The 21,690-nt window shown below is 69.5% G+C and carries 24 protein-coding genes; 6 read left to right on the forward strand and 18 right to left on the reverse strand.

The features are described from left to right. The first annotated feature begins 16 nt into the window (after positions 1-16). Positions 17-847, forward strand: coding sequence for a phosphotransferase (locus EV647_RS03300; protein WP_133998202.1), 831 nt, complete (start codon positions 17-19; stop codon positions 845-847). A gap of 202 nt (positions 848-1,049) precedes the next feature. Here EV647_RS03300 and EV647_RS03305 read toward each other — a convergent pair whose 3' ends face one another. Next, entirely contained in the window at positions 1,050-1,856 is an 807-nt protein-coding gene (locus EV647_RS03305) for a serine/threonine protein kinase (protein WP_133998205.1), read from the reverse strand. 25 nt (positions 1,857-1,881) lie between these two features. Between EV647_RS03305 and EV647_RS03310 the strand changes: the two genes are divergently transcribed. Next, complete coding sequence (locus tag EV647_RS03310; protein WP_133998208.1) at positions 1,882-2,931, forward strand: 1-aminocyclopropane-1-carboxylate deaminase; 1,050 nt, start codon at positions 1,882-1,884, stop codon at positions 2,929-2,931. Here EV647_RS03310 and EV647_RS03315 read toward each other — a convergent pair. The 12 genes from EV647_RS03315 to hisI all read right to left on the reverse strand — a co-directional run bounded on the left by EV647_RS03315 (position 2,892) and on the right by hisI (position 12,141). Next, positions 2,892-3,617 carry a VIT1/CCC1 transporter family protein gene (locus tag EV647_RS03315; protein ID WP_238175111.1) on the reverse strand — a complete coding sequence of 242 codons (726 nt, stop codon included), beginning with the start codon at positions 3,615-3,617 and terminating at the stop codon, positions 2,892-2,894. The two genes, EV647_RS03310 and EV647_RS03315, sit on opposite strands and share 40 nt — an antisense overlap. Further along, positions 3,610-4,623, reverse strand: coding sequence for a prolipoprotein diacylglyceryl transferase (lgt, locus tag EV647_RS03320; RefSeq protein ID WP_202876030.1), 1,014 nt, complete (start codon positions 4,621-4,623; stop codon positions 3,610-3,612). Before lgt ends, EV647_RS03315 begins: the two co-directional genes overlap by 8 nt. Positions 4,624-4,674: 51 nt before the next feature. Then, entirely contained in the window at positions 4,675-5,379 is a 705-nt protein-coding gene (locus EV647_RS03325; protein WP_133998211.1) for a thioredoxin domain-containing protein, read from the reverse strand. After that, a complete protein-coding gene (locus EV647_RS42805) occupies positions 5,376-5,690 on the reverse strand; it encodes a MauE/DoxX family redox-associated membrane protein (RefSeq protein ID WP_238177012.1) in 315 nt (104 codons plus the stop codon). Before EV647_RS42805 ends, EV647_RS03325 begins: the two co-directional genes overlap by 4 nt. Positions 5,691-5,879: 189 nt before the next feature. Next, complete coding sequence (locus EV647_RS03335; RefSeq protein ID WP_133998214.1) at positions 5,880-6,536, reverse strand: SCO family protein; 657 nt, start codon at positions 6,534-6,536, stop codon at positions 5,880-5,882. A gap of 7 nt (positions 6,537-6,543) precedes the next feature. After that, on the reverse strand, positions 6,544-7,368 hold the full coding sequence (trpA, locus tag EV647_RS03340) for a tryptophan synthase subunit alpha (RefSeq protein ID WP_133998217.1): 825 nt from the start codon (positions 7,366-7,368) through the stop codon (positions 6,544-6,546). Next, on the reverse strand, positions 7,368-8,564 hold the full coding sequence (gene trpB, locus EV647_RS03345; RefSeq protein WP_133998220.1) for a tryptophan synthase subunit beta: 1,197 nt from the start codon (positions 8,562-8,564) through the stop codon (positions 7,368-7,370). Before trpB ends, trpA begins: the two co-directional genes overlap by 1 nt. 75 nt (positions 8,565-8,639) lie before the next feature. Further along, positions 8,640-9,446: an indole-3-glycerol phosphate synthase TrpC gene (gene trpC / locus EV647_RS03350; RefSeq protein ID WP_133998223.1), complete on the reverse strand. Its 807-nt coding sequence runs from the start codon at positions 9,444-9,446 to the stop codon at positions 8,640-8,642. A gap of 13 nt (positions 9,447-9,459) precedes the next feature. Further along, positions 9,460-9,714 carry an HGxxPAAW family protein gene (locus tag EV647_RS03355; protein WP_133998226.1) on the reverse strand — a complete coding sequence of 85 codons (255 nt, stop codon included), beginning with the start codon at positions 9,712-9,714 and terminating at the stop codon, positions 9,460-9,462. 56 nt (positions 9,715-9,770) lie between these two features. Further along, complete coding sequence (locus EV647_RS03360; protein WP_133998229.1) at positions 9,771-10,313, reverse strand: Trp biosynthesis-associated membrane protein; 543 nt, start codon at positions 10,311-10,313, stop codon at positions 9,771-9,773. Next, positions 10,310-11,812 (reverse strand): anthranilate synthase component I, encoded by a 1,503-nt coding sequence (locus EV647_RS03365; protein WP_133998232.1) that lies wholly within the window; start codon positions 11,810-11,812, stop codon positions 10,310-10,312. The genes EV647_RS03360 and EV647_RS03365 overlap by 4 nt, the downstream gene beginning before the upstream one ends. Next, complete coding sequence (gene hisI, locus EV647_RS03370) at positions 11,809-12,141, reverse strand: phosphoribosyl-AMP cyclohydrolase (RefSeq protein WP_130379534.1); 333 nt, start codon at positions 12,139-12,141, stop codon at positions 11,809-11,811. Before hisI ends, EV647_RS03365 begins: the two co-directional genes overlap by 4 nt. Positions 12,142-12,205: 64 nt before the next feature. Between hisI and EV647_RS03375 the strand changes: the two genes are divergently transcribed. Further along, complete coding sequence (locus EV647_RS03375; protein ID WP_133998235.1) at positions 12,206-13,312, forward strand: dipeptidase; 1,107 nt, start codon at positions 12,206-12,208, stop codon at positions 13,310-13,312. On the opposite strand, the gene EV647_RS03380 is transcribed toward EV647_RS03375, so the two are convergent. Further along, positions 13,309-14,175: an N-acetyltransferase gene (locus tag EV647_RS03380; protein WP_133998238.1), complete on the reverse strand. Its 867-nt coding sequence runs from the start codon at positions 14,173-14,175 to the stop codon at positions 13,309-13,311. The genes EV647_RS03375 and EV647_RS03380 overlap by 4 nt on opposite strands. Positions 14,176-14,388: 213 nt before the next feature. Between EV647_RS03380 and EV647_RS03385 the strand changes: the two genes are divergently transcribed. Both EV647_RS03385 and EV647_RS03390 read left to right on the forward strand, forming a co-directional pair. Beyond that, the gene (locus EV647_RS03385; protein WP_133998241.1) at positions 14,389-15,396 is read left to right on the forward strand and encodes a hypothetical protein; all 1,008 of its coding nucleotides are present in this window, start codon (positions 14,389-14,391) and stop codon (positions 15,394-15,396) included. Positions 15,397-15,519: 123 nt separating this feature from the next. Beyond that, on the forward strand, positions 15,520-15,834 hold the full coding sequence (locus EV647_RS03390) for a Fe-S cluster assembly protein HesB (RefSeq protein WP_133998244.1): 315 nt from the start codon (positions 15,520-15,522) through the stop codon (positions 15,832-15,834). A 116-nt stretch (positions 15,835-15,950) separates the two neighbouring features. Here the strand turns inward: EV647_RS03390 and EV647_RS03395 are convergent, their stop codons facing one another. Together EV647_RS03395 and EV647_RS03400 are read right to left on the reverse strand one after the other, a co-directional pair. After that, positions 15,951-17,747, reverse strand: a complete 1,797-nt coding sequence (locus EV647_RS03395) for an ABC transporter ATP-binding protein (protein ID WP_133998247.1) — start codon at positions 17,745-17,747, stop codon at positions 15,951-15,953. Continuing rightward, complete coding sequence (locus EV647_RS03400) at positions 17,744-19,597, reverse strand: ABC transporter ATP-binding protein (protein WP_370342248.1); 1,854 nt, start codon at positions 19,595-19,597, stop codon at positions 17,744-17,746. Before EV647_RS03400 ends, EV647_RS03395 begins: the two co-directional genes overlap by 4 nt. A gap of 100 nt (positions 19,598-19,697) precedes the next feature. Here EV647_RS03400 and EV647_RS03405 point away from each other — a divergent pair, with 100 nt between their 5' ends. Further along, the gene (locus EV647_RS03405) at positions 19,698-20,339 is read left to right on the forward strand and encodes a TIGR03085 family metal-binding protein (protein WP_133998253.1); all 642 of its coding nucleotides are present in this window, start codon (positions 19,698-19,700) and stop codon (positions 20,337-20,339) included. On the opposite strand, the gene EV647_RS03410 is transcribed toward EV647_RS03405, so the two are convergent. After that, positions 20,325-20,906 carry a DedA family protein gene (locus tag EV647_RS03410; RefSeq protein WP_133998256.1) on the reverse strand — a complete coding sequence of 194 codons (582 nt, stop codon included), beginning with the start codon at positions 20,904-20,906 and terminating at the stop codon, positions 20,325-20,327. The two genes, EV647_RS03405 and EV647_RS03410, sit on opposite strands and share 15 nt — an antisense overlap. Continuing rightward, a complete protein-coding gene (locus EV647_RS03415; RefSeq protein ID WP_133998259.1) occupies positions 20,903-21,667 on the reverse strand; it encodes an MBL fold metallo-hydrolase in 765 nt (254 codons plus the stop codon). The genes EV647_RS03410 and EV647_RS03415 overlap by 4 nt, the downstream gene beginning before the upstream one ends. Positions 21,668-21,690 lie beyond the last annotated feature (23 nt).

Raw genomic sequence — 21,690 nt, forward strand, 5'->3', positions numbered from 1 at the left:
CTGATAGGCCAGCTCTATGCCCTGGCACCCCTCCCTCGACTGGCAACCGCTGACTGCCGGCACAGGCCAAGCCACAGGTGGGGTCTGGCGAACCCCCGACGGCGAGGTGGTGAAGCGCCTGGTTCCCGGCGTACGGGACCCACGTCACCACGCTTACTGGGAACGGCAGGCGCTGGTGGCCGAGTCCGGCGTGGTTGCTGGTACGGCGGGAGTTCGCGCACCCGCCTGCCTCGGTGTCGAGCGGGATGCCGACGGGATCACGCTGCGGATGGCGTACACGCCTCCCGTCGAGTGGGCTCCCGAGGCGCTGGCCGGGGCTCTGGGGCGGTTTGCGGCCTCCTCCTTGGAAGAGCCCGCCTGGGGCGCTCGCGACGTCCTGCGGGACCGTCTGGGGACTGTGGAGCGGCGCGGCGGTTGGGCGTCGCTGAGCCGCGCGGGGGTCGCGTCGCCCGCGATCGAGGAGCTGTGGGGGCTGCGGGACAGCGCGCTGGCAGTGCTGGATGACCTACCTCGGGTGCCAACGCATGGTGACGCACATCCGATGAACCTGCTCGGCCGCGCGGGTGACGACGTGGTCGCGATCGACTGGGAGCAGTTCGGCCTGGGCCCGATCGGCTTCGACCTCGGCTACTTGCTCCTGGCCGTCGACGTACCGCTGGACGAACTGGTGGCGGCGCATGGCGGCGACATGGCTGCTGTACGACGTGGAGCTGTCCTGACTGCGGCGTACACCGTCGTTTCACGCGCGGCCTGGTCGCTCACCCAGCCGCATCCCGGCGATCACGTGAGGCACATGCTCGACCTGTCCGCAGTTGTGGAGGAAGCTGCCGGCCAGATCTGTGGGTGAGTGGACCAATCGGGTGATAAATCTGCGCGATGGTTTGGCAACCGGAGCGTGACTGGACCCTGCTCACCGTGGGCAACGGACCGGCGGACGGCTCGTCCATGGCGACGCACAGCGCAGCTACGTGGCCGGCCGATTTGGTACGGCGAGGCGCCGTACTGATCGCTGCCGTCACCCTGGTCGCGCGCGCGGCGTGGGCGCTCGGTCAACCCGACCCTGGGGTGTATGTGGAGCGGTTGGTCACGCTGTCGGCGGTCGTGGACGAAGCGGTCAGCCACCTGTCGTAGAACGCTTGGTAGCTGGGGAAGCGAGCGGTCGTCGCCTCGAGCAGAACGGCTTGCAGCGCGGGCGGCGGCTCCGGCAGCAGGACGAGCGCGGTGCGAGCCATGACGTACGCCGTCGTACGGCTGTCGACAGGTGCTCCGAGAGTGAGCTCCTCGGGGGCCATGAAGCGCTCGGATCCGAACATGCGGCCCATGGTGTTGCGGTACGGGCCGCGGTGGTAGGTGTCGAGGTCGATCGCGGTGAGCCGACGGGCAGCGAAGTCGTAGAGCAGGGCGCCGTCGTAGAAGTCGCCCTCGACCCAGCCGGCCGAGTCCAAGGCGACGTGCAGCTCGTACAAGTCGCCGAGGGCGGCCAGGATCTCCTCGGTGGGCAGCGCCCGGAAACGCTCGCGGGCCGGTGGGTCGTGCAGCAGGTCGCCGTCGCGCCACTCGTAGACGAGCAGCGGCCCGGCCGGCGACTCGATCACGGTGTGCAGCGTCGGCATCGTGTGGTGCGTGACCGAAGCCGCGAGCTCCGCCGCAGTACGCAGGAGTGCGACGCGGCTGTCGAAATCGAGGCACGGCCTGGTGTACGAAGGGTCGCCTGCGGTCTTGACGAAGTACCGGGCGTCGTCGGTCTGTACGCCGTACGCGATGTTGCCGGAGTCCTGGGTGTCGAAGCGGGTGAAGATGGTGCCTAGCTGATCGAGGTACGTGGCCGGAGGGACGTCGATCTCACCGGGGAACATCCGCCGATCGTAGTGGGAGGAACTGATGGGACTCAGCGATTTTCCGCGGTACCCGTTGTTGTTCGGGCCGAGTCCGGTGCATCCGCTCGAACGCCTGAGTGCGTACCTGGGTGGGGCGAAGGTTTGGGCGAAGCGGGAGGACTGCAACTCGGGGCTCGCGTACGGCGGGAACAAGACCCGGAAGCTGGAGTACCTGATCCCGGACGCGCTGGCGCAGGGCGCCGACACGCTGGTGTCGATCGGCGGGTACCAGTCGAACCACACCCGCCAGGTGGCCGCCGTCGCGGCGAAGGTCGGGCTGAAGGCGGTGCTGGTCCAGGAGAACTGGGTGAACTGGCCGGACGCCCTCAACGACCGGGTCGGGAACATCCTGCTCAGCCGGATCATGGGCGCGGAAGTACGCCTCGACCCGGCCGGATTCGGGATCGGGTTCAAGGACAGCTGGAAGCAGGCGCTCGCGGACGTCGAGGCTCGCGGAGGTACGCCGTACGCGATCCCGGCCGGTGCTTCGGACCATCGGCTCGGCGGACTCGGGTTCGCGCAGTGGGCGTACGAAGTGGAGCAGCAGGAGCGGGAGCTGGGGGTCTTCTTCGACACGATCGTGGTCTGCTCGGTGACCGGGTCGACGCACGCCGGGATGATCGCCGGCTTCGCGGGCCAGGACCGCCCGCGGCGGGTGATCGGGATCGACGCCAGCGCCAAGCTCCAGGAGACCCGCGACCAGGTCGAACGGATCGCCCGCGCCACCGCGGAACTGATCGACCTCGGCAGGGACCTCCGCGCCGACGAGATCACCGTCCTGGAGGGCTGGGCCGGCGACGAGTACGGCGTACCCGTGCAGTCGACCCTCGACGCGATCCGGCTGACCGGTCAGCTGGAGGGGATGATCATCGACCCGGTCTACGAAGGAAAGTCCATGGCCGGCCTCATCGACCTGATCAGCACCGGCGACATCCCCAAGGACTCAACCGTCCTCTACGCCCACCTCGGCGGCCAACCCGCCCTGAACGCCTACAGCAGCCTGTTCACGCACACTCAGCCGATGCCGGGGCCGACGAGTGTGCCGACGAAGTAGGTCAGTCCGGCTGCGGCAGCGCCGAGGAGGAGTTGGCGGAGACCGGAGTACCACCAGGAGCGGCTGGTGACGCGGGAGACGACGGCGCCGCAGACGAAGAGGGCGGTCAGAGACAGGATCAAGGAGGGTATGACGGAGCCCGCGCCGAACAGGTACGGCGCCAGCGGGATCAAGGCGCCGATGGCGAAACAGATGAACGACGAGGCGGCCGCGACCACCGGGTTCGGGAGGTCGCCGGGGTCGATACCGAGTTCCTCGCGGACGTGCTCCTCGAGCGCCTGGTCCGGGTCGGCGTGGAACTGCTTCGCGACCTTGCTGGCCAGGTCCGGGTCGAGACCCTTCGCCCGGTAGGTCTCGGCGAGCTCGATCTCCTCGTCGAGCGGGTGCTTCTTGATCTCCGCGCGCTCGACCTCGATCTCCGCACGGGCCAGCTCGCGCTGGGAGGCGACCGACGTGTACTCCCCCGCCGCCATCGAGAAGGCGCCGGCGGCGAGACCCGCGAGGCCGGCCAGCACGATGAACTTCGAACCGGAGCTGGTGCCGCCGTCCATGCCGGCGATCAGCGCGAAGTTCGACACCAGGCCGTCCATCGCGCCGAACACCGCCGGGCGCAGCCAGCCGCCGTTCACATCACGGTGCGTGTGGTCCCCGTGATGCTCGGCTGAAACCTCCGGCGTCTCAGTCACGAGACCCGTCGTCGGACTCGGACCCGTTGGTGCTCCCAGCCTTGGCCGGTGCCGCCTCCTCCGCCTCGTCAGCAGCGGTTTCGTCAGCAGCGGCTTCGGGCTCGGTGGTTTCGGGCTCGGTGGTTTCGGGGTTTTCGGTAGCAGGGGTCTGGCCGGCGGCGGGGCCGGTCGCGATGTCCTCCTGGCCCGGGCGCGTGCGGGCGCTGACGACGAAGGCGACGACGGCCAGGACGAACAGGATGATCGCGGTCCACACATTGAGCCGCAGGCCGAGGAAGTGGTTCACGGTGTCGATGCGCATGTTCTCGATCCACGCGCGGCCGGCGGTGTACGCCGCGACGTACAAAAAGAACGCCCGTCCGTGACCGAGTTTGAACCGGCGGTCGGCGAGCAGAATGAGCGCGACCACACCGAGGTTCCAGACCGCTTCGTAGAGGAACGTCGGGTGGAACGTCGCGAAGTCGGCGTACCCGGCCGGCCGGTGGTCCGTCGCGATCTCCAGGCCCCACGGCTTGGTCGTCGGGCCGCCGAACAGTTCCTGGTTGAAGTAGTTCCCGAACCGGCCGAAGATCTGCGCCAGCGCGATCCCCGGCGCCATCGCGTCCGCGACCGCCAGGAACGGCACCTTGGCCCGCCGGCAGGCGATCCAGGCGCCGAGCGCGCCGAAGCCGACCGCACCCCAGATGCCGAGCCCGCCGTGCCAGATCTTCAGCGCGTCGATCGGGTGCTTGCCCTCGCCGAAGTACAGCTCGGCGTCGGTGATCACGTGGTAGATCCGCGCACCGACCAGCCCGAACGGGATCGCCCAGAACATGATGTCGGCGAGCACCGTGGCCGAGCCGCCGCGCGCCACCCAGCGCCGGCGACCGAGCCAGTAGCCGACGAAGATGCCGGCCAGGATGCAGAGCGCGTACGCGCGGATCGGCAGACCGAGGACGTGCCAGACACCTTGGCTCGGGCTGGGGATGAACGCCGGCACTGTCACGGCGAGACTCAGACTAGACATGGCAAAGGGGAACGCTACTCGACCCGTCAGACCACGGCCACAAACCCCGGGTCACGATGCGATCGCGTCGACGGCCTTCTGCAGGCCCTCGGCGGTGAGCTGGTCGGTCTCGAGCTGCTTGCCGTTGACGTAGACGGTCGGCGTACCGGTCACGCCCCGGTCGTCGGCCGACTTGCCCACGGACTCCAGCCAGCTCGCGTACGTGTTGTCCTGCACGGCCTGCTGGAACTTCGCGTCGCCGACCCCGAGCTGCTTGCCGAGCTCCAGCAGTTGGTCGGTGGTCCAGGACTTCGAGAAGTCGCCGTACAGCTCGTCGACGAAGCTCAGCGCCTTGCCGTTCGCGGCTGCCGCGGCGAACGCGTTCGCGAGTCGCGGTGAGGCGTCCGGGTTCACGAACTGCAGCGGCCAGTACGTGAGCGTCGCCGTACCGTCCTGGACCAGCTTGTCCACGGTTGCGCCGCTGGCTTCCTCGAACTCCGCGCAGTGCGGGCAGCGGAAGTCGAGGTACAGGTCGATGTTGACCTTCGCGCCGGGCTTGCCGACCGTCACGCCCTTGCCGGACGTGCCCGGACCGGTGACGACCGCGGGCTCCGGGCGCCCGTTGGAGCTCACCTCGACCTTGGAGTGGCCGCGGTAGTACTGCACGCCGACACCGGCGCCGAGGGCCAGCACCAGGACGATCACCACGATGATCCCGGGTGAGATCCGGCGCTTGGGCTGCAGCAGCGGATTCCCAGGGGAATTGGTCTTGCTCACGACGCGGTGACTCCTTGCGGTCCTGTGTCAGGTTCTATGTCCGGCCCTGTGTCCGGTTCTGATACGACAGCGAACTTACTGGCGGGCTTCAACCAGAGCCAGCCGGCCAGCACCAGCAGCCCGAGATCGCGGAGGATCTCCTGCAGGTACTTCGTTTGTCCCGGGGCGACCTCACCGCCGCCGCCGAAGCAGCCGCAGTCGATCGACAGGCCGCGGGCCCACGCGGACGACACCGCGGCGATGAAGACGATCAGGAAAACACCCGCGGCCACCGCGGAGGCGCGGACACCGAAGCCGATGATCAACAGCAACCCGATCGCGATCTCCAGGAACGGCAGCCCCCAGCCGAACCGGCTCCACCAGGGCCGACGGGAGCAACTCGTACGCGCGGACCGCCTGCGCGGCGGTCTCCGGATCGGTCACCTTGAGCGCGCCGGCGACCAGCATCACGCCGCCGAGCACCAGCCGCGCCACCAGGGAAACCCAGGGAATCCACGGCTTCACCGGTTGTCCTCCACCAGCTTCCCGAAGTCGTGCGCCAGGTCGCCGATGGCGGCGTTCGACAGCCAGAGCACGTTCGCCTTGTCGTTCTTCCCGAAGCCGATCACCTGCGCTCCGTGAGCGACCTCGTACCCGCCGGACGGAAGCCTCTGCATCCCTTCCACCGGTACCCCGACGGCCTTCGCGATGTCCTTGATCGACGTCAGCGATCCCGTCAGCCCGACGAACGCCGGGTCGAACCGGTCCAGGTACTTGCGGATCACCGGCCCGGTGTCGCGCGCCGGGTCGGTGGTGATGAACAGCATCTGGATCTGGTTCTGCACCTGGTCGTCGAGCTTGGTGAGCGCGGACGCCACGTCGGCCATCACCGTCGGGCACACGTCCGGGCAGTTCGTGTACCCGAAGAACACCAGCGTGACCGGCTTCTTGGTGGAGGTGACCAGGTTGAACGGGTTCCCTGCGGTGTCGGTCAAGGTGGCCGCGGGCATCGTGTACGGCCGGTCGAGGGTGGCACCGCGCAACCCGTTCGGGTCCTGGCTGCTGCGGATGATCGCGCCGCCGGGGTTGTCCGGCTTCTCATCCTTGCCACTGCAGCCCGCGAGGGCGAGCAGAGCTACCGCCGCCAGGAGCAGGACAGCGTTCCTCGATCGACTCACGGCGGTTCTAACGTCCGGCGGTCGCGCGGGGTTCCCGGCGGACGCCTTCGGCCAGGGCCTCTGTGAGCTTGCGAACACCCGCGGGGCCGCCGTCCTGGAGCGCCTTGACGAGGGCCGCACCAACGATCGCCGCATCCGCGAACGCCGCCACACCGGCTGCCTGGTCGCCGTTCGAGATGCCGAGACCGACGCCGACCGGCAGGCCGGTCGCCGACTTCACCCGGGCCACCAGCGGCGCCGCGAGATCCGACGGCTTGTCCCGCGCACCGGTGACACCCATCACAGCAGTCGCGTAGACGAAGCCGCGGCAGTTGGCCGTCGTCATCGCGATCCGCTCGTCGGTCGACGACGGCGAGACCAGGAACACCTTGTCCAGTTCGTTCTTGTCTGCGGCCGCGATCCACTCCGCGCCCTCGTCCGGGATCAGGTCGGGCGTGATCAGCCCCGCTCCCCCGGCGGCGGCGAAGTCGGCCGCGAACCGGTCCACGCCGTACCGCTCGATCGGGTTCCAGTACGTCATCACGAGCAGCGGTACGTCGGAGTACGCCGCGACCTTCTCGACCGTGCTGAGTACGTCGCGGGTCCGCAGCCCGCCGGCCAGCGCGACCTCGGTCGCCCGCTGGATCGTGACACCGTCCATCACCGGATCGCTGTACGGCAGGCCGATCTCGACGACGTCGACGCCGCCGTCGATCAGCGCCTTGATCCCGTCCACGCCACCGTCGTACGACGGGAAGCCGGCCGGCAGGTACCCGATCAGGGCGCCGCGGCCCGCGTCGTTCGCCTTCCGGATCGCGACCCCTGCCTTGCCCAGGGCAACCACATCACTCATCAGAACCCCCCCAGGCCGAACCACGTCGCGGCCGTGTCCATGTCCTTGTCGCCGCGGCCGGACAGGTTCACCAAGATGGAAGCCTGAGGCCCCAGTTCCTTGGCGATGTCGAGCGCGCCCGCGACCGCGTGCGCGGACTCGATCGCCGGGATGATGCCCTCGGTCCTGGACAGCAACCGGAACGCCTCCATCGCCTCGGCGTCGGTGATCGGCCGGTACGTCGCCCGCCCGGTCTCCGCCAGCCACGCGTGCTCCGGTCCGACACCCGGGTAGTCCAGTCCCGCGGAGATCGAGTGCGACTCGATCGTCTGCCCGTCGTCGTCCTGCAGCAGGAACGACCGCGCACCGTGCAGTACACCGACCTGCCCCGCGGTGATCGTCGCCGCGTGCCGCCCGGTCTCGAACCCGTCGCCGCCCGGCTCGATGCCGTACAGCTTCACGTCCTCGTCCGGGATGAAGGCGGTGAACAGACCGATCGCGTTCGACCCGCCGCCGACCGACGCGACCGCGGCGTCCGGCAGCTTGCCCAGCAGGGCGAGCGACTGCTCCCGCGCCTCGTCGCCGATCCCGCGCACGAAGTCGCGGACCATTGCCGGGAACGGGTGCGAACCGGCCGCCGTACCGAGGATGTAGTGGGTCTTGTCGACGCTGGCGACCCAGTCACGCAGCGCCTCGTTGATCGCGTCCTTGAGCGTCCGGCTGCCGGTCTTCACCGAGATCACCTCGGCGCCGAGCAGCCGCATCCGGGCCACGTTCAGCGCCTGCCGCTCGGTGTCGACCTCGCCCATGTAGACCACGCACTCCAGGCCGAGGTACGCGCACGCGGTCGCGGTCGCGACGCCGTGCTGCCCGGCGCCGGTCTCCGCGATCACCCGCGGCTTGCCCATCCGCTTGGTCAGCAGCGCCTGGCCGATCGCGTTGCGGATCTTGTGCGCGCCGGTGTGGTTGAGGTCCTCGCGCTTCAGCAGGATCCGCGCACCGGCGACGTCCGACAGCCGGGTCGCGTCGTACAGCAGGCTCGGGGCGCCGATGTACTCGCGCAGCATCCGCTCGAACTCGCCGGTGAACTCCGGGTCGGCCATGGCGTCCCGCCATGCCTGGGTGAGTTCGTCGAGCGGCGCGATCAGCGCCTCCGGCATGAACCTGCCGCCGAAGCGGCCGAAGTGCCCGAACTGGTCGGGCAGCACAGTAGACATCCGACAAACCTTCCAACCCGGCCTTGTGGCACGGGAGAGTTGCTGTCCCGTGCCGTTTGGACCGGCCGGGAAGGGCTAGTGCCGCTGCTGGATGGCGGGGTGCGATCCGGCGGCGACGAGATCGGCGACCGAGGCGCGGGGGTCGCGGCCGGTCACCAGAGTTTCACCGACGAGGACGACATCGGCCCCGGCGCGCGCGAACTCGATTACATCACGTGGACCGCGGACCCCGGACTCGGCCACCCGGACGAGCTCGGTCGGGATCGTCGGCGCGACCCGGGCGAAGGTGTCCCGGTCGACCTCGAGAGTCTTCAGGTTCCGGTTGTTCACGCCGATGAGCTGGGCGCCGGCGTCCACCGCACGCCGGGTCTCCTCCTCGTCGTGCACTTCGACCAGCGGGCACAGGCCGATCGAATGGGCCCGCTCGATCAGCGAGACCAGTGCCTCCTGCTCCAGCGCCGCCGCGATCAGCAGCACCATGTCGGCGCCGGCCGCCCGGGCCTCCCAGAGCTGGTACGACGAGACGATGAAGTCCTTGCGCAGCACGGGTACGTCGACCCGGCCGCGGACGGCACGGAGGTCGTCGAGGCTGCCGTTGAACCGGCGCTCCTCGGTCAGCACCGAGATCGCCGCGGCGCCGCCCAGTTCGTACTCACCGGCCAGCGCAGCCGGGTCGGTGATCTCGGCCAGCTCGCCCTTGGACGGGCTGGACCGCTTCACCTCGGCGATGATCGCGATTCCCTCGCCGCGGAACACCGGCATCGGGTCCTTGGCGTCGGGCTTGCGCTGGGCCTCGAGCTTCAGGTCGTCCAGGCTGACCAGCGCCTGGCGCTCCGCGAGGTCCTCCCGGACCCCCGCGAGAATGTCGTCAAGCACAGTCATGTCCGTCCGCCCTTCAGTGGTCGCCGTCGGCCGGGACCCCGAAGCCGAGCAGCTGCAGCACCTTGCCGGCCAGCGCTCCCAGCACCGCGATCCCGACGGAGATCCAGAACAGCACCCAGTTCGGTCCCAGCACCATGGCGATGGCGCCGACCGTGAACGCGACCAGCACGATCGCCACCGCCGTCCACGCAGCCGGGCTGTTGCCGTGCAGATCGTGCGGAGCTTCCTCGGTCCGAGCTGCCCCTTGATCCGCCACCGTATTGTCCATAGTTGGCGCCACTCCTCCTCGTCGTCCCGTCCTATTGTGGCGGTAGCCCGCCGACATCAGAGAGTCGGGTCCTCCCCGGCGTCGATCGCCTTCCACTGATCCGCCCCCTGATCCGACCTGGCGGTGGCCGGGTCACGCTCGTAACGCTGGGTCGCGCTGCGCCAGCGGTGCGCCGTCAGCACGGTGAGCAGACCTGCCGCGACGAGCGCGATTCCGCCGCCCAGGGCGAACCACGGCGCCGGGCCTCCGGTCTGCACGACCTGATCGGTCAGTACGGCGCTGAGCACGGGCCGGATCCGGCTCAACTCGGCGCCGTCGGGCCGCACCAGCAGCGCGACGGCGACCGCGATCGCACCCAGCACCACGACAAGAGCACCGAGCAGGCGGCGCAGCGCCGTACCTGCGAGTTTGGTGATCACCACCGCCACCAGCGACGCGAGCGCCAGCGCGACCGGGGCCTTGGTGATCGTGTAGCCGTTGAAGACCTCGTCCACGCGACCGGTGCCCGGGTTGACCGACACCCAGGTCAGGTACGCCGAGAGGCCGAGCAGGACGACCGCCACCAGGGTCAGCAGGTCGACCAGCCGTTGCGGCTTCATCCGTCCGCCAGGACGTCGCTGAACGTTCCCGCGACCGCGATCGCGTTCAGTACGGCGGCCGCCTTCGTCCGGCACTCGGCGTCCTCCGCGGCGGGATCCGAGTCCGCGACGATCCCGGCTCCGGCCTGGACGTACGCCGTACCGCCGCGCAGCACCGCGGTGCGGATGGCGATCGCGGTGTCGGCGTCGCCGGCGAAGTCCAGGTAGCCGACCACACCGCCGTACACCCCACGCCGGGTGACCTCGAGCTTGTCGATGATCTCCATCGCGCGCGGTTTCGGTGCCCCCGACAACGTGCCCGCGGGGAACGCGGCGGTGAGCGCGTCGAAGGCCGTCATGCCGGCCTTGAGCTGCCCGGTGACCGTCGACTCCAGGTGCATCACGTGGCTGTAGCGGCGGACGTCCATGAAGTCGACGACCTCGACCGTGCCGGGCGCGCAGACCTTGCCCACGTCGTTGCGGCCGAGGTCCACGAGCATCAGATGCTCGGCGCGTTCCTTCACGTCCGCGCGCAGCTCCTCCTCCAGCGCGTGGTCCTCCTCCGGCGTCGCGCCGCGGCGGCGGGTGCCGGCGATCGGGTGCAGGATCACCTTGTTCTCGGTGACCTTGACCAGTGCCTCCGGGCTGGAGCCGACGATGTCGAAGCCGTCCAGGCGGACCAGGTACATGTACGGGCTGGGGTTCGAGCGCCGCAGCACCCGGTAGATGTCGAGCGCGGAGGCGCTGCTCTGCAGCTCGAACCGCTGCGAGACGACGATCTGGAACGCCTCGCCCGCGCGGATCTCCTCCTTCGCGTCCTCGACCGCTTGGCGGTACTCGGCGCTGGAGCGCTGCCGGTGCGGGTCCGGCTGGGCCTGCCGGTCCGCGTGCACGACGTACGACGGGGTGGGCCGGGCGAGGTCGCGCTCCATGGCGTCCAGGCGGCGTACGGCGTCGGCGTAGGCCTCGTCGACGCGCTCGTCGGAGTCGTCCCAGTTGACCGCGTTCGCGATCAGCCAGATCTCACCGGTCTCGTGGTCGAGCGCGGCCAGGTCGGTGGCGAACAGGAACGTGAGCTCGGGCAGGCCGAGGTCGTCGGTGGTCGTGTCCGGCAGGCGCTCGAGGCGGCGTACGGCGTCGTACCCGAGGAAGCCGACCATGCCGCCGGTCAGCGGCGGCAGGTCCGGCAGCCGCGGCGTGTGCAGGATCTCGAGCGTCTCGCGCAGCGCCTTCAACGGGTCGCCGGTCTGCGGCAGGCCGACGGGCGGGTTGCCGGTCCAGACGGCCTCGCCGTTGCGTTCGGTGAGGGTCGCGGAGGAGCGGACACCGATGAACGAATACCTGGACCAGACGCCGCCGTTCTCCGCCGACTCCAGCAGGAACGTGCCTTCCCGTTCGGCCGCGAGCTTGCCGTACACGCCGATCGGGGTCTCCGCGTCGGCCAGCAGCCGCCGCGTCACCGGGATGACCCGGCGGTCCTTCGCGTACTCGCGGAACGTCTCGAGCGCCGGCGCCGTCACGCTGCCTTCACCTCGATCTCGCCGTGCTCGAAGCAGCTGCGGGTCCCGGTGTGACAGGCGGGGCCTTCCTGGTCGACGAGGACCAGCAGGGTGTCGGCGTCGCAGTCGACGAGGATCTGCTTGACGTGCTGACGGTGGCCGCTGGTTTCGCCCTTCACCCAGTACTGCTGCCGGCTGCGCGACCAGAACGTGCTCCGCCCGCTCTCCGCGGTACGGCGCACCGCCTCGGCGTTCATCCAGCCCACCATCAGGACCTCGCGCGTGTCGTACTGCTGCACCACTGCCGGGATCAGACCGGCCGCGTCGAAGGTCAACTCGTCGATAATCACCCGCCCATTGTCCCCGATCCGGGGTTGCCTTCTGACCACGGTCCCGAACTGCGAGGATGGCGCAATGACTAGTGAGGCGCGGATCGAGGCGTTGCTGGCGGAGCATCCGGTGATCGACGGGCACAACGACCTGCCGATCGCGTTCTACGAGCTCTGCGGGTACGACCTGGACGCGTACGACCTGGCCGGTTCGGTGCCGCAACTCCACACGGACCTGCCGCGGCTGCGCGCGGGCCACGTGGGTGCGCAGTTCTGGTCCCTGTGGGTGCCGCAGGACGAGCACGCGGTACGGCGTACGTTCGAACAGCTCGATTTCGTCCGGCGACTCGTCGAGCGGTTCCCGGCGGATCTCCAACTGGCGGATACGGCCGACGACGTGGACGCGGCGATCAAGGCCGGCCGGGTCGCGTCGCTGATGGGGATGGAAGGCGGCCATTCGATCGGTGAGTCGCTCGGCGTGCTGCGGGTGATGCGCGCGCTCGGCGTGCGGTACATGACGCTGACCCACAACAACAACGTGTCCTGGGCGGACTCGGCGACCGACGAGCCGGTGCTCGGCGGGCTGAACGAGTTCGGCGAGGACGTCGTCCGGGAGATGAACCGGATCGGCATGCTCGTCGACCTGTCGCACGTCTCCGCGGACACCATGCGGCACGCGCTGCGGGTGACGAGTGCGCCGGTGATCTTCAGCCACTCGTCTGCGCGCGCGGTCTGCGACGTACCGCGGAACGCGCCGGACGACGTCCTCGAGACGCTGACCGGCAACGACGGCGTCTGCATGGTGACGTTCGTGCCGTACTTCACCTCCCAGGCGTACGTCGACTGGCTCGACGGGATGCATGCACTGGCAAAGGAGCACGGCCTCGAGGCACCTGAGCATCGCGAGAAGGTCGAGGCGATGTACGGCGTGCCGCGGCCGGAGGTCACGCTCGCGGACGTGGTCGAGCATGTCGAACACGCCCGCGAGGTCGCGGGGGTCGACCACATCGGTCTCGGCGGGGACTACGACGGCTGCCCCGAGTTCCCGGTCGAGCTGCCGGACGTGGCGTCGTACCCGGTGCTGTTCAGCGCGCTGGCCGACCGCGGCTGGAGCGACGAGGAGCTCGGCAAACTTGCCGGAGGCAACATCCTGCGCGTGCTCCGGGCCGCGGACGACGCAGCTACCGCCTAGGCGTCCCGGTACTGGGAGCGGATCTCGTCCTGGGGTTCGAGCCCGGCGGCCTGGTACGTCGCGACCGCGCCGACGTTCGTTGCCGGGGTGACCGTGTAGACGCTGGACGAGCCCATCTCCTGGAGCGTGCGGGCGCAACCGAGGACCATCGCGGTGCCGTACCCGCGGCCGCGGTGCAGGCGGTGGACGCCCATCGGCTCGATGTAGCCGGGGCGTCCCTCGCCGGCCGACCAGACGGTGGCGGCGGCAACGGATTCGCCGAGCTCGTTGCGGAGCACGAGATCGCGTGCGTCGGCGTACGGCAGGCCGTCGGCCATCGCGAACCAGCGGTCGTCGGTGAACGTCGACCCGTCGAACGACGCCCGCTGTACGCCCGTCCGCTCGTGAGCCTCCTCCGCGCCGATCACGTCGATCCGTACCCCCGGATCCGGCACCGGGTCGGTCAGGTCGCGCCACACCGGGACCCACGGCACGTCCGCGTTCCAGCCGTCCTTGAACAGCAGGTCCTGGACGAGCGCTCCCATCGGCGTCTCGACGTACACCTTGCCCTCGATCAGCACACCCCGCGCGGACTCCGACACGTCCTCGGCGATCCGCTGCGCGAGCTCCTCGTCACGCTGGAGGTCCGGCTCGATCGCCATCCGCAGCCAGTCCGGCTCGTCGAGCATCCCGATCGCGACGATCTCCCCGCCCCGCCGCCAGATCCGGGTCGCCGCCGCGGTCCGCTCCTCGCCGAACCGCCAGAACCACCCGAGATCCCCCGGATGCAACTGCGACGCCACCCCCTCCCGCTGCCACTCCCGCAGCACCCCCACGACATCCCCCAACTCCCCGACCCCCGCCGTAACCATCTCAATACCCATCCCCCGATCACACACCATCGACCCCGCTCCCCGCACCCCACTTCCAGCCCCGGCACCCGACTTTGAGGCCCCACCAACCACCCCACCGCCACCTTGAGCCTCCACCAACCAAAATCCGCCGCGAGATTTGGTTGGCCCGTGCTCAAAGACGTTTTCCACAGGTCGGTGGGTAACGGGGTGCGGGGGTGATGTGGGTGGAGGGAGGGTGGTGGGATGGATCGGCTTGATCATGGGGTGCGGGAGCGGCTGGCTGCGGTTGCGCGGACTCCGCAGCGGCGCGCCGCCCTGCGTGAGCTCGGGCTCGGTGACGCCGACCTCCGGAGGCTGGTACGGCGTGGTGCTCTGCGACACCACCACGGCCATTACGTCGACGGGCGTCTCGATGAGCAACTCGCGGCGATCGCCTGCGCACATGCGGCGTACCCGGGCTCTGTCGTGAGTCACTTCAGCGCCGCCCGGCTGGCCGACATCCCGGTGTGGACCGACCGCGGCCGCCCGAGTGGCGTCCCGATCGATGCCGCGTGGCTGACCCGTCCGCCGGAAGCCCCGCGCAATCAGCGACGCGCGGACATCGTCGTACGGCGTGCCGGCCTGACGGTGGCTGACCTGTCACATCACTTGTGGCTACCGGTCACCTGCAGCGCCCGGACCGTGCTCGACCTCGCCCGGGAACTGCCGCTGCGCGAGTCGATCGTCACGGTCGACGCCGCGTTGCGTAGCGGTACGGCGATGGCGGACCTGCACGCAATGGCCGAACGCCAGGAGCATTGGCCCGGCATCCGGCGAGCACTGTCGGCCATCGCGTTCGGTGACCCCGCGTCGGAGTCCCCTTTGGAGTCGATCGCCCGGGCCAGGTTCGCGGCCGCCGGTCTGCCTTCTCCCGTTCTCCAAGTGCAGTTCTTCGACGGCTTCGACTGGATGCTCGAGCGGGTTGACTTCTGGTGGCCGTGGTTTCGTACGGTCGGGGAGGCGGACGGGCTTGCGAAGTACGAAGCAAGCAGCCCGGAGGAGCGTCGGCGTCTGCTGCGCCGGAGCCACCGGCGTGACCAGCGGCTCAGTGACCGTGGCGTCGAACTCGTTCACTTCGGTTGGGAGGACGTGGTCGATCCGAGGTCGGATCTGATCGATCGCTTCCGAGCGGCCTTTGCGCGCGGCGAGGCGCGTCACACCGAGCCACCCCACTGGCGTACCGCTCCGCCGCCGCACGTCGATGCCGCGTGACCTTGAGCACGGGCCAGCCGTTTTCGAGGCGCGTCCGTGGTTGGTGGGTGCTCGAGGAGTGTTTGAGGTTTCGGCGGTCGGGCACGGGGCGTGGGCTAGTGACAATCGACGGATGGAGTGGCTGTGCTGACCCTGACTGAGAACGCGACGCTGGTGATCAAGAGCATCACCGGGGTCGAGGGCGCGCCGGACGGGGCCGGGGTGCGGATCTCGCAGGAGAACCCGGCGGATCCGGCGCTCGCGGTGACCACGACCGAGGCTCCGCAACCGGGTGACCAGGTCGTCGAGGACGCGGGTGCCCGGGTCTTCCTCGAGCAGAACGCCGCGAACGCGCTCGACGACAAGATCCTGGACGCGGCGGTCGACGACAAGGGCGGTGTCGAGTTCCTGCTGGTACCGCAGCCGGGCCCGAGCAACGGCGCGGCCCCGACCCCCTGAGCCAACCACGTTTGCCTGGTCGGCCAGGCAAATGAGGGGTTCTACACCCTGAAAGTGGGTGACAAACCCCGGACTTGGCTGGCTGACCAGGCAATTTGCCTGGTCAGCCAGGCAAATTAGAGGGCGCTGCGCTGAGCGATCCAGCTGTCGTGCAGGCGGGTGTAGACGCCGCCTGCGCCGACGAGTTCGGCGTGCGGGCCGCGTTCCACGATCTTGCCCTCGTCGAAGACCAGGACCTCGTCGGCTGCCTCGGCCGTCGACAGGCGGTGCGCGATGGTGACCGACGTACGGCCGGACATCAAACGCTCCAGTGCCGCGTTCACCCGCACCTCGGTGCCGGGGTCGACCGCTGAGGTCGCCTCGTCGAGCACGAGCAGGTCCGGGTCGGCGATGTTCGCGCGGACCAGGGCCACCAGCTGCCGCTCCCCCGCCGACAGCGACTCGCCGCGCTGACCGACCGGCGACTGCAGGCCGTCCGGCAGCGACTCCAGCCAGTCCGTCAGTCCGAGCGACTCGAACGCCGTGACCAGCTCCGCATCCGTCACCTCGGGCCGCCCGAACCGCACGTTCTCGGCCAGCGACGCGTCGAACAGGTACCCGTCCTGCGGCACCATCACGACCCGCTCCCGCAGCGACTCGAAGGAGATCTCGCGGGCGTCCACCCCGTCCAGCCGCACCGCCCCGGACGTCGGATCCATCAACCGGGTCAGCAACTTCGCGAACGTCGTCTTGCCGGACCCGGTCTCCCCGACCACCGCGACCCGCCGATGCGGTTCGATCCGTACGTCGACGTCACGCAGCACCAGTTCGCCTTCCGGATAAGCGAAATCGACGTCGTCGAACTCGACCGTGATCGGCCCGCGCGCCTGCTTCACGCCGTCCTCGCCCGGGTCCGCGACATCGGCCGGCGTCGCGATCACACCGAGCACCCGGCGCCAGCCGGCGAACGCACTCTGCGCATCCGTCAGCACCTGCGTGGCGATCTGCACCGGGTCCGAGAACAGGGCCACCAGGAACATGAACGCGAGCAGCTCGCCGAGCGTCGCCTGCTTGTCGATGCCGAGCAGTACGCCGACCGTCAGTACGCCGGCGTTCGCGAGACCGGCGGCCAGACCGCCGATCGAGAACGTCAGACCGGTGAGCGCCTGCGCCTTCGTCGCCGTACGGCGGTAGTCCTCGATCGACGCGTCGATCCGGTCCTGCGTGCGCTGCTCGATGGCGTACGAGCGGACGACCTGCGCGCCGACCACCGGCTCGGCGATCGCGGACAGCATCTCGCCGACCTTCGCCCGCACCACGCCGTACGCCTTCGACATCGCGCGCTGCAGGTACTTCAGGCTGCCGAACAGCGGGATGAAGCAGGCGAGCACGACCAGCGCGAGCTGCCACGAGTAGAAGAACATCACGATCGTCGCGAGCAGCATCTGCCCGAGGCTGACCAGGAAGATGAACCCGCCGAACTGCAGGAACTGCGACACCGTGTCCACGTCCGACGTGACCCGGCTGACCAGCGCCCCGCGCCGCTCGGTGCTCTGGGTCAGCACCGGCAGGTCGTGCACGTGCCGGAACGCCTTGATCCGCATCGTCGCCAGCCCGTGCTCCGAGTTGACCGCGAGCCGCACGGTCGTCAGGTACGACGCTCCCGCGGTGAGGATCACGCCCACCGCGCAGATCAGGCACATCCAGGCGACGTACGACGTATCCGGACCGCCCGGGCCGGACAGACCCTTGTCGATGGTCTGCTGTACGGCGATCGGTACGACGATCCGCCCGGCCGTCATCGTCAGCGCGAGGAGCCCGGTCAGCCACCACCCGCGCGCGAGCTCGGGCGAGACCTTCAGACCGTCCTTGAGGGTCTGCAGTCCGCCCGCGTTGTCGCCGTGGTCAAGCCGCGAAGCTTCCGCCGCGCTCACGCTGAAACCCCTTCCGAATCAAGCTGCGCATCCTCTTGGGCTTCTTCCAGGCGGCGCTCGGTGTCCTTCTCGTACGCGTCGACCAGGTCCCGGTAGGCCGGCGTCGAAGCCTGCAGCTCGGTGTGCGTCCCGTGCGCCTGGATCCGGCCTTCGTCGAGGAACAGCACCTCGTCGGCGAGCGAGATCGTCGCTTTGCGATAGGCGATCACCAGCACGGTCGTCGCCGCACCGGTGTCGTCCTGCCCCGACGACTGGACGGCGGATCGCAGTCCGGCCAGGATCCGCGCCTCGACCTGCGGGTCGACCGCGCTCGTCGCGTCGTCCAGGATCAGCAGCCGCGGCCGCCGTACCAGCGCCCGCGCCAGCGCGATCCGCTGCCGCTGCCCGCCGGAAAGCGTCGTACCGCGCTCGCCGACCTTGGTGTCCAGCCCGTCCTGCAGGGCTTTCACGAAGCCGTCGCCCTGCGCGATCCGCAGCGCGTCCAACACGTCGTCGTCGCTGTAGTCCCCGCCGAGCGTGATGTTGCCGCGGATCGTGTCGTCGAACAGGAACGCGGTCTGCGCGACGAGCGCGACCGATCCGGCCAGTTCGTCACGCGCGAGGTCTCGCAGGTCGATCCCGTCGATCTTCACCGCACCCTGCTCCGGGTCGACGAGCCGGGTCAGCAGCGTCGTCAGCGTCGACTTCCCGGCTCCCGTCGGCCCGACGACCGCGACGGTCCGGCCGGGCTCGATCGTGAAGTCCACCCCGGCGAGTACGTCGCGCTCCGGCAGGTACCCGAACCGGACGCCGGCGACCTGCAGCCGGGCCGCCTTCGTCGACGTCAGCCGCGCCTCGCCGTACTCCGTCCCGCCCTCGGCCGTCAGCACCCGTTGCACGCGGTCCCACCCGACGACCGACCGCGGAAGCTCACCGAGCACCCAGCCGAGCGCCCGGATCGGGAAACCGATCAGCGTGAACAGGAACGCCACCTGGACCACGTCGCCCGCGTCCGCACCGCCGGACCGCACCCGCCCGACGCCGACCAGCAGCACCGCGAGTACGCCGAGCCTGGGCAGGCCGTCGATCACCGGGTCGAACATGCCGCGGGCCTTGTTCACCGCGATGTTCGCGTCGCGCAGCGCGTACGTCGGCGCGCGGAACCGCTCCGTCTCGGCGGCCTCCCGGCCCAGCGTCTTCACCACCAGCGCGCCGTCGAACGACTCGTGCGCGACCTCGGAGACGTCCGCGCGGAGCTGCTGCGCCCGGGTCGCGAGCGGCTGCAGGTAGCGCTGGAAGATCACGTTCGCGACGAACACCAGCGGGAACACCAGGCATCCCACCAGCGCGAGCCACACATCGGCCGCGAACATCGCGACGGTCGCGAACACCAGCATCGCGATGACGCCGATCGCCATCGGCAGCGGCGCGATCACGAACCAGGTCGACTCCACGTCGGCGTTGGCGTTCGACAGCAACATGCCGGTCGAGTGCTGGTGGTGCCACTCCAGCGGCAGCTTCAGGTACTGCCGGGTGACCCGGCGGCGGTACGTCGCCTGCAGGCGGAACTGCATCACACCGGCCCCGAGCCGCCGTCCGACGACCCCGATCGCGTTCAGGATCGCGATCCCCATGAACAGCGAGATCAGCGCCGCGATCGTGCCTCCGGTGGTGTCACCGCGCTCGAACGACGGGCGGATCAGGTGATCGGTGGACCAGCCGAGCGCCCAGCCGCCGGCCACGGTCATCGCGCCGTACAGCATGGCGGCGAGCACGGACAGCGCGAAGATGCCCGGCTCCTCCCAGATCGCCACCCGCAACACCCCGAAACCTCTCCGGGTGACGCCGCCCTTGTCTGGGACTTTCGGCACAGGCAAGACACACTCCAGGACAGTCAGGTGCATATGTGGGACACAGGCATGACAACGATTGACATTCTGCCACCCGCTACAGACAACTACGATCGGATATGTGACCGACTACAGCCGGGTAGAACGACTCGCTCTGTGTGACCTGTTCGAGGAAGTCGGTCCCGCCGCTCCGACGCTGTGTGACGGCTGGGACGCCTACGACCTCGCGGTCCACCTGTACGTCCGGGAAGCGGACCCGATGGCGGGCCCCGGGATCATGATCCCGGCGCTCGCGGACACCACCGAGAGACGGATGCAGCGGGCCAAGGAGCGCTACGGCTTCGCGGAGGTCGTCGGCAAGGTACGCAACGGCCCGCCGCCGGTCTCGATCTACGCGCTGCCGAAGCTCGGGCACCAGCTCAACACGACCGAGTACTTCGTCCACCACGAGGACGTCCGCCGCGCCCAGCCGTCGTACGACGTCCGCGACCTTCCGGCCGAGCAGCAGGACGCGCTGTGGAAGGCGGTCCGGCTGGCGGCGAAGACGATGATGCGGAAGGCGCCGAGCGGCCTGGTGCTGAAGCGGACGGACGGTACGACGGCCGTCGCGAAGCGGCCGAACGACAACGGTTCTGTCACCGTGACGGGCGAGCCCGGCGAGCTGGTGCTGTTCTGCTTCGGGCGGCAGCAGGTGGCCGACGTACAGCTGGACGGCGACGCGGAGACGGTCGAGCGGCTCCGCAACGCGTCATTCGGCGTGTGATTTACGCCGGGCGCGCTGGATCAGACTGCTCACCACTGTGGTGAGGATGACCAGCACGATCGCTGCCACGACGCCCTGCCACGGCTCGTCGAAGAGCGCGTAGCCGAGCAGGCCGATCGCCATGTAGACCGCCGCCCACAACGATGACGCGAACAGGTCGACGAGCGCGAACCGCTCCCATTTGTAACCGGCGAGCCCGGCCGCGAGCAGCACCGGGACCCGGCCGCCCGGGATCAGCCGGGACGTGAGCAGGACGCTGATCTCGTGCTCGGCCAGCCGCTCCCGGAGCGCGTCCAGCGACCCGTTGTTGCGCAACCACCCGACCCGCTTCGCCAGTCGTTCGCCACCGAACCGGCATCCGGCGTACACGATCAGGTCCCCGACGTACGCTCCGGCCGCGCCCGCGATCAGTACGCCGACCAGCCCGATCGGATTGCTGTGCGACGCCAGTACGGCGCCAGCCGACACCGCGGCGCCGGTCGGCAACACGGGCAGCACCGCTCCGATCAGGACCGCACCGGCCAACGCGAACAAGTACCAGAGATCGAACCTGGTGTCACCCGTCACGTAGGCACCTCGATCGACTCGCCCGGCACCAGAACCTCCACCTTCACCGCGGGATCCACCTCGGTCATCGCAGCCTTGAACCTGTCCCCCGGTGGCAGGAACAGCTCCGGTTTGACCCAGTCGAGACCGATCGGCCAGAACGTCCCGAAATGTACCGGCACCGCCGTCGACGCACCGACCCGCCGCACCGCCTCGGCAGCACGGATCGGGTCCAGGTGCCCCGGCCCGAGCGACGGTCCCCATCCCCCCACGGGCACCAGCGCGAGATCGATCGCGCCGGTCTCGGCCGCGAGGTCGTCGTACAGATCGGTGTCCCCCGCGAACCAGACACTCGACGAGCCGTCGACCCGGTACCCGAGCGGCTGGGCGGCGTACGACGACCACGGCAGCCGCCGCTCGTCGTGGTGGGCCGTGACGGCGGTGATCTCGAGCGACCCGATCCGGACCTGATTGCCGGGCGCAACCTCGATACAGCGGTCCGAGTACATCGGCCCGCTGTCGGCGTGGATGAGCCTGGCCGCACCGCGGGGCACGATCAGCGCGGCGTCCGGCGCGATGAACGGCAGCGACGTGAGGTGCAGGTGGTCGGCATGCAGGTGCGAGATCAGGACCGCGTCGCACTGACCCGCCTCGGCGGCCGGCGTCGGGCCGCGGCGGCGGCGCAGGTGCGCGATCCGCGAGGTCAGCACCGGATCTGTCAGGAGCCGCGTGCCGTTCGCCTCGATCGTGGTGGTGGCATGCCCCCACCATGTCACTCGCATGTCACCCGCATGTCACTCGCACG

This window comes from Kribbella sp. VKM Ac-2566 (assembly GCF_004366005.1).
Taxonomy (GTDB): Bacteria; Actinomycetota; Actinomycetes; order Propionibacteriales; family Kribbellaceae; genus Kribbella; species Kribbella pratensis.

Coding starts and splice junctions, on each gene's coding strand:
- EV647_RS03360 (WP_133998229.1), bottom strand. CDS start 10,313: ATGAAGCCGCAACGGCTGGTCGACCTGCTGACCCTGGTGGCGGTCGTC.
- trpC (WP_133998223.1), bottom strand. CDS start 9,446: ATGACTGTGCTTGACGACATTCTCGCGGGGGTCCGGGAGGACCTCGCG.
- EV647_RS03300 (WP_133998202.1), top strand. CDS start 17: ATGCCCTGGCACCCCTCCCTCGACTGGCAACCGCTGACTGCCGGCACA.
- EV647_RS03305 (WP_133998205.1), bottom strand. CDS start 1,856: ATGTTCCCCGGTGAGATCGACGTCCCTCCGGCCACGTACCTCGATCAG.
- EV647_RS03415 (WP_133998259.1), bottom strand. CDS start 21,667: ATGCGAGTGACATGGTGGGGGCATGCCACCACCACGATCGAGGCGAAC.
- EV647_RS03385 (WP_133998241.1), top strand. CDS start 14,389: ATGGATCGGCTTGATCATGGGGTGCGGGAGCGGCTGGCTGCGGTTGCG.
- EV647_RS03355 (WP_133998226.1), bottom strand. CDS start 9,714: ATGGACAATACGGTGGCGGATCAAGGGGCAGCTCGGACCGAGGAAGCT.
- trpB (WP_133998220.1), bottom strand. CDS start 8,564: ATGTCTACTGTGCTGCCCGACCAGTTCGGGCACTTCGGCCGCTTCGGC.
- EV647_RS03380 (WP_133998238.1), bottom strand. CDS start 14,175: ATGGGTATTGAGATGGTTACGGCGGGGGTCGGGGAGTTGGGGGATGTC.
- EV647_RS03310 (WP_133998208.1), top strand. CDS start 1,882: ATGGGACTCAGCGATTTTCCGCGGTACCCGTTGTTGTTCGGGCCGAGT.
- EV647_RS03375 (WP_133998235.1), top strand. CDS start 12,206: ATGACTAGTGAGGCGCGGATCGAGGCGTTGCTGGCGGAGCATCCGGTG.
- lgt (WP_202876030.1), bottom strand. CDS start 4,623: ATGTCTAGTCTGAGTCTCGCCGTGACAGTGCCGGCGTTCATCCCCAGC.
- trpA (WP_133998217.1), bottom strand. CDS start 7,368: ATGAGTGATGTGGTTGCCCTGGGCAAGGCAGGGGTCGCGATCCGGAAG.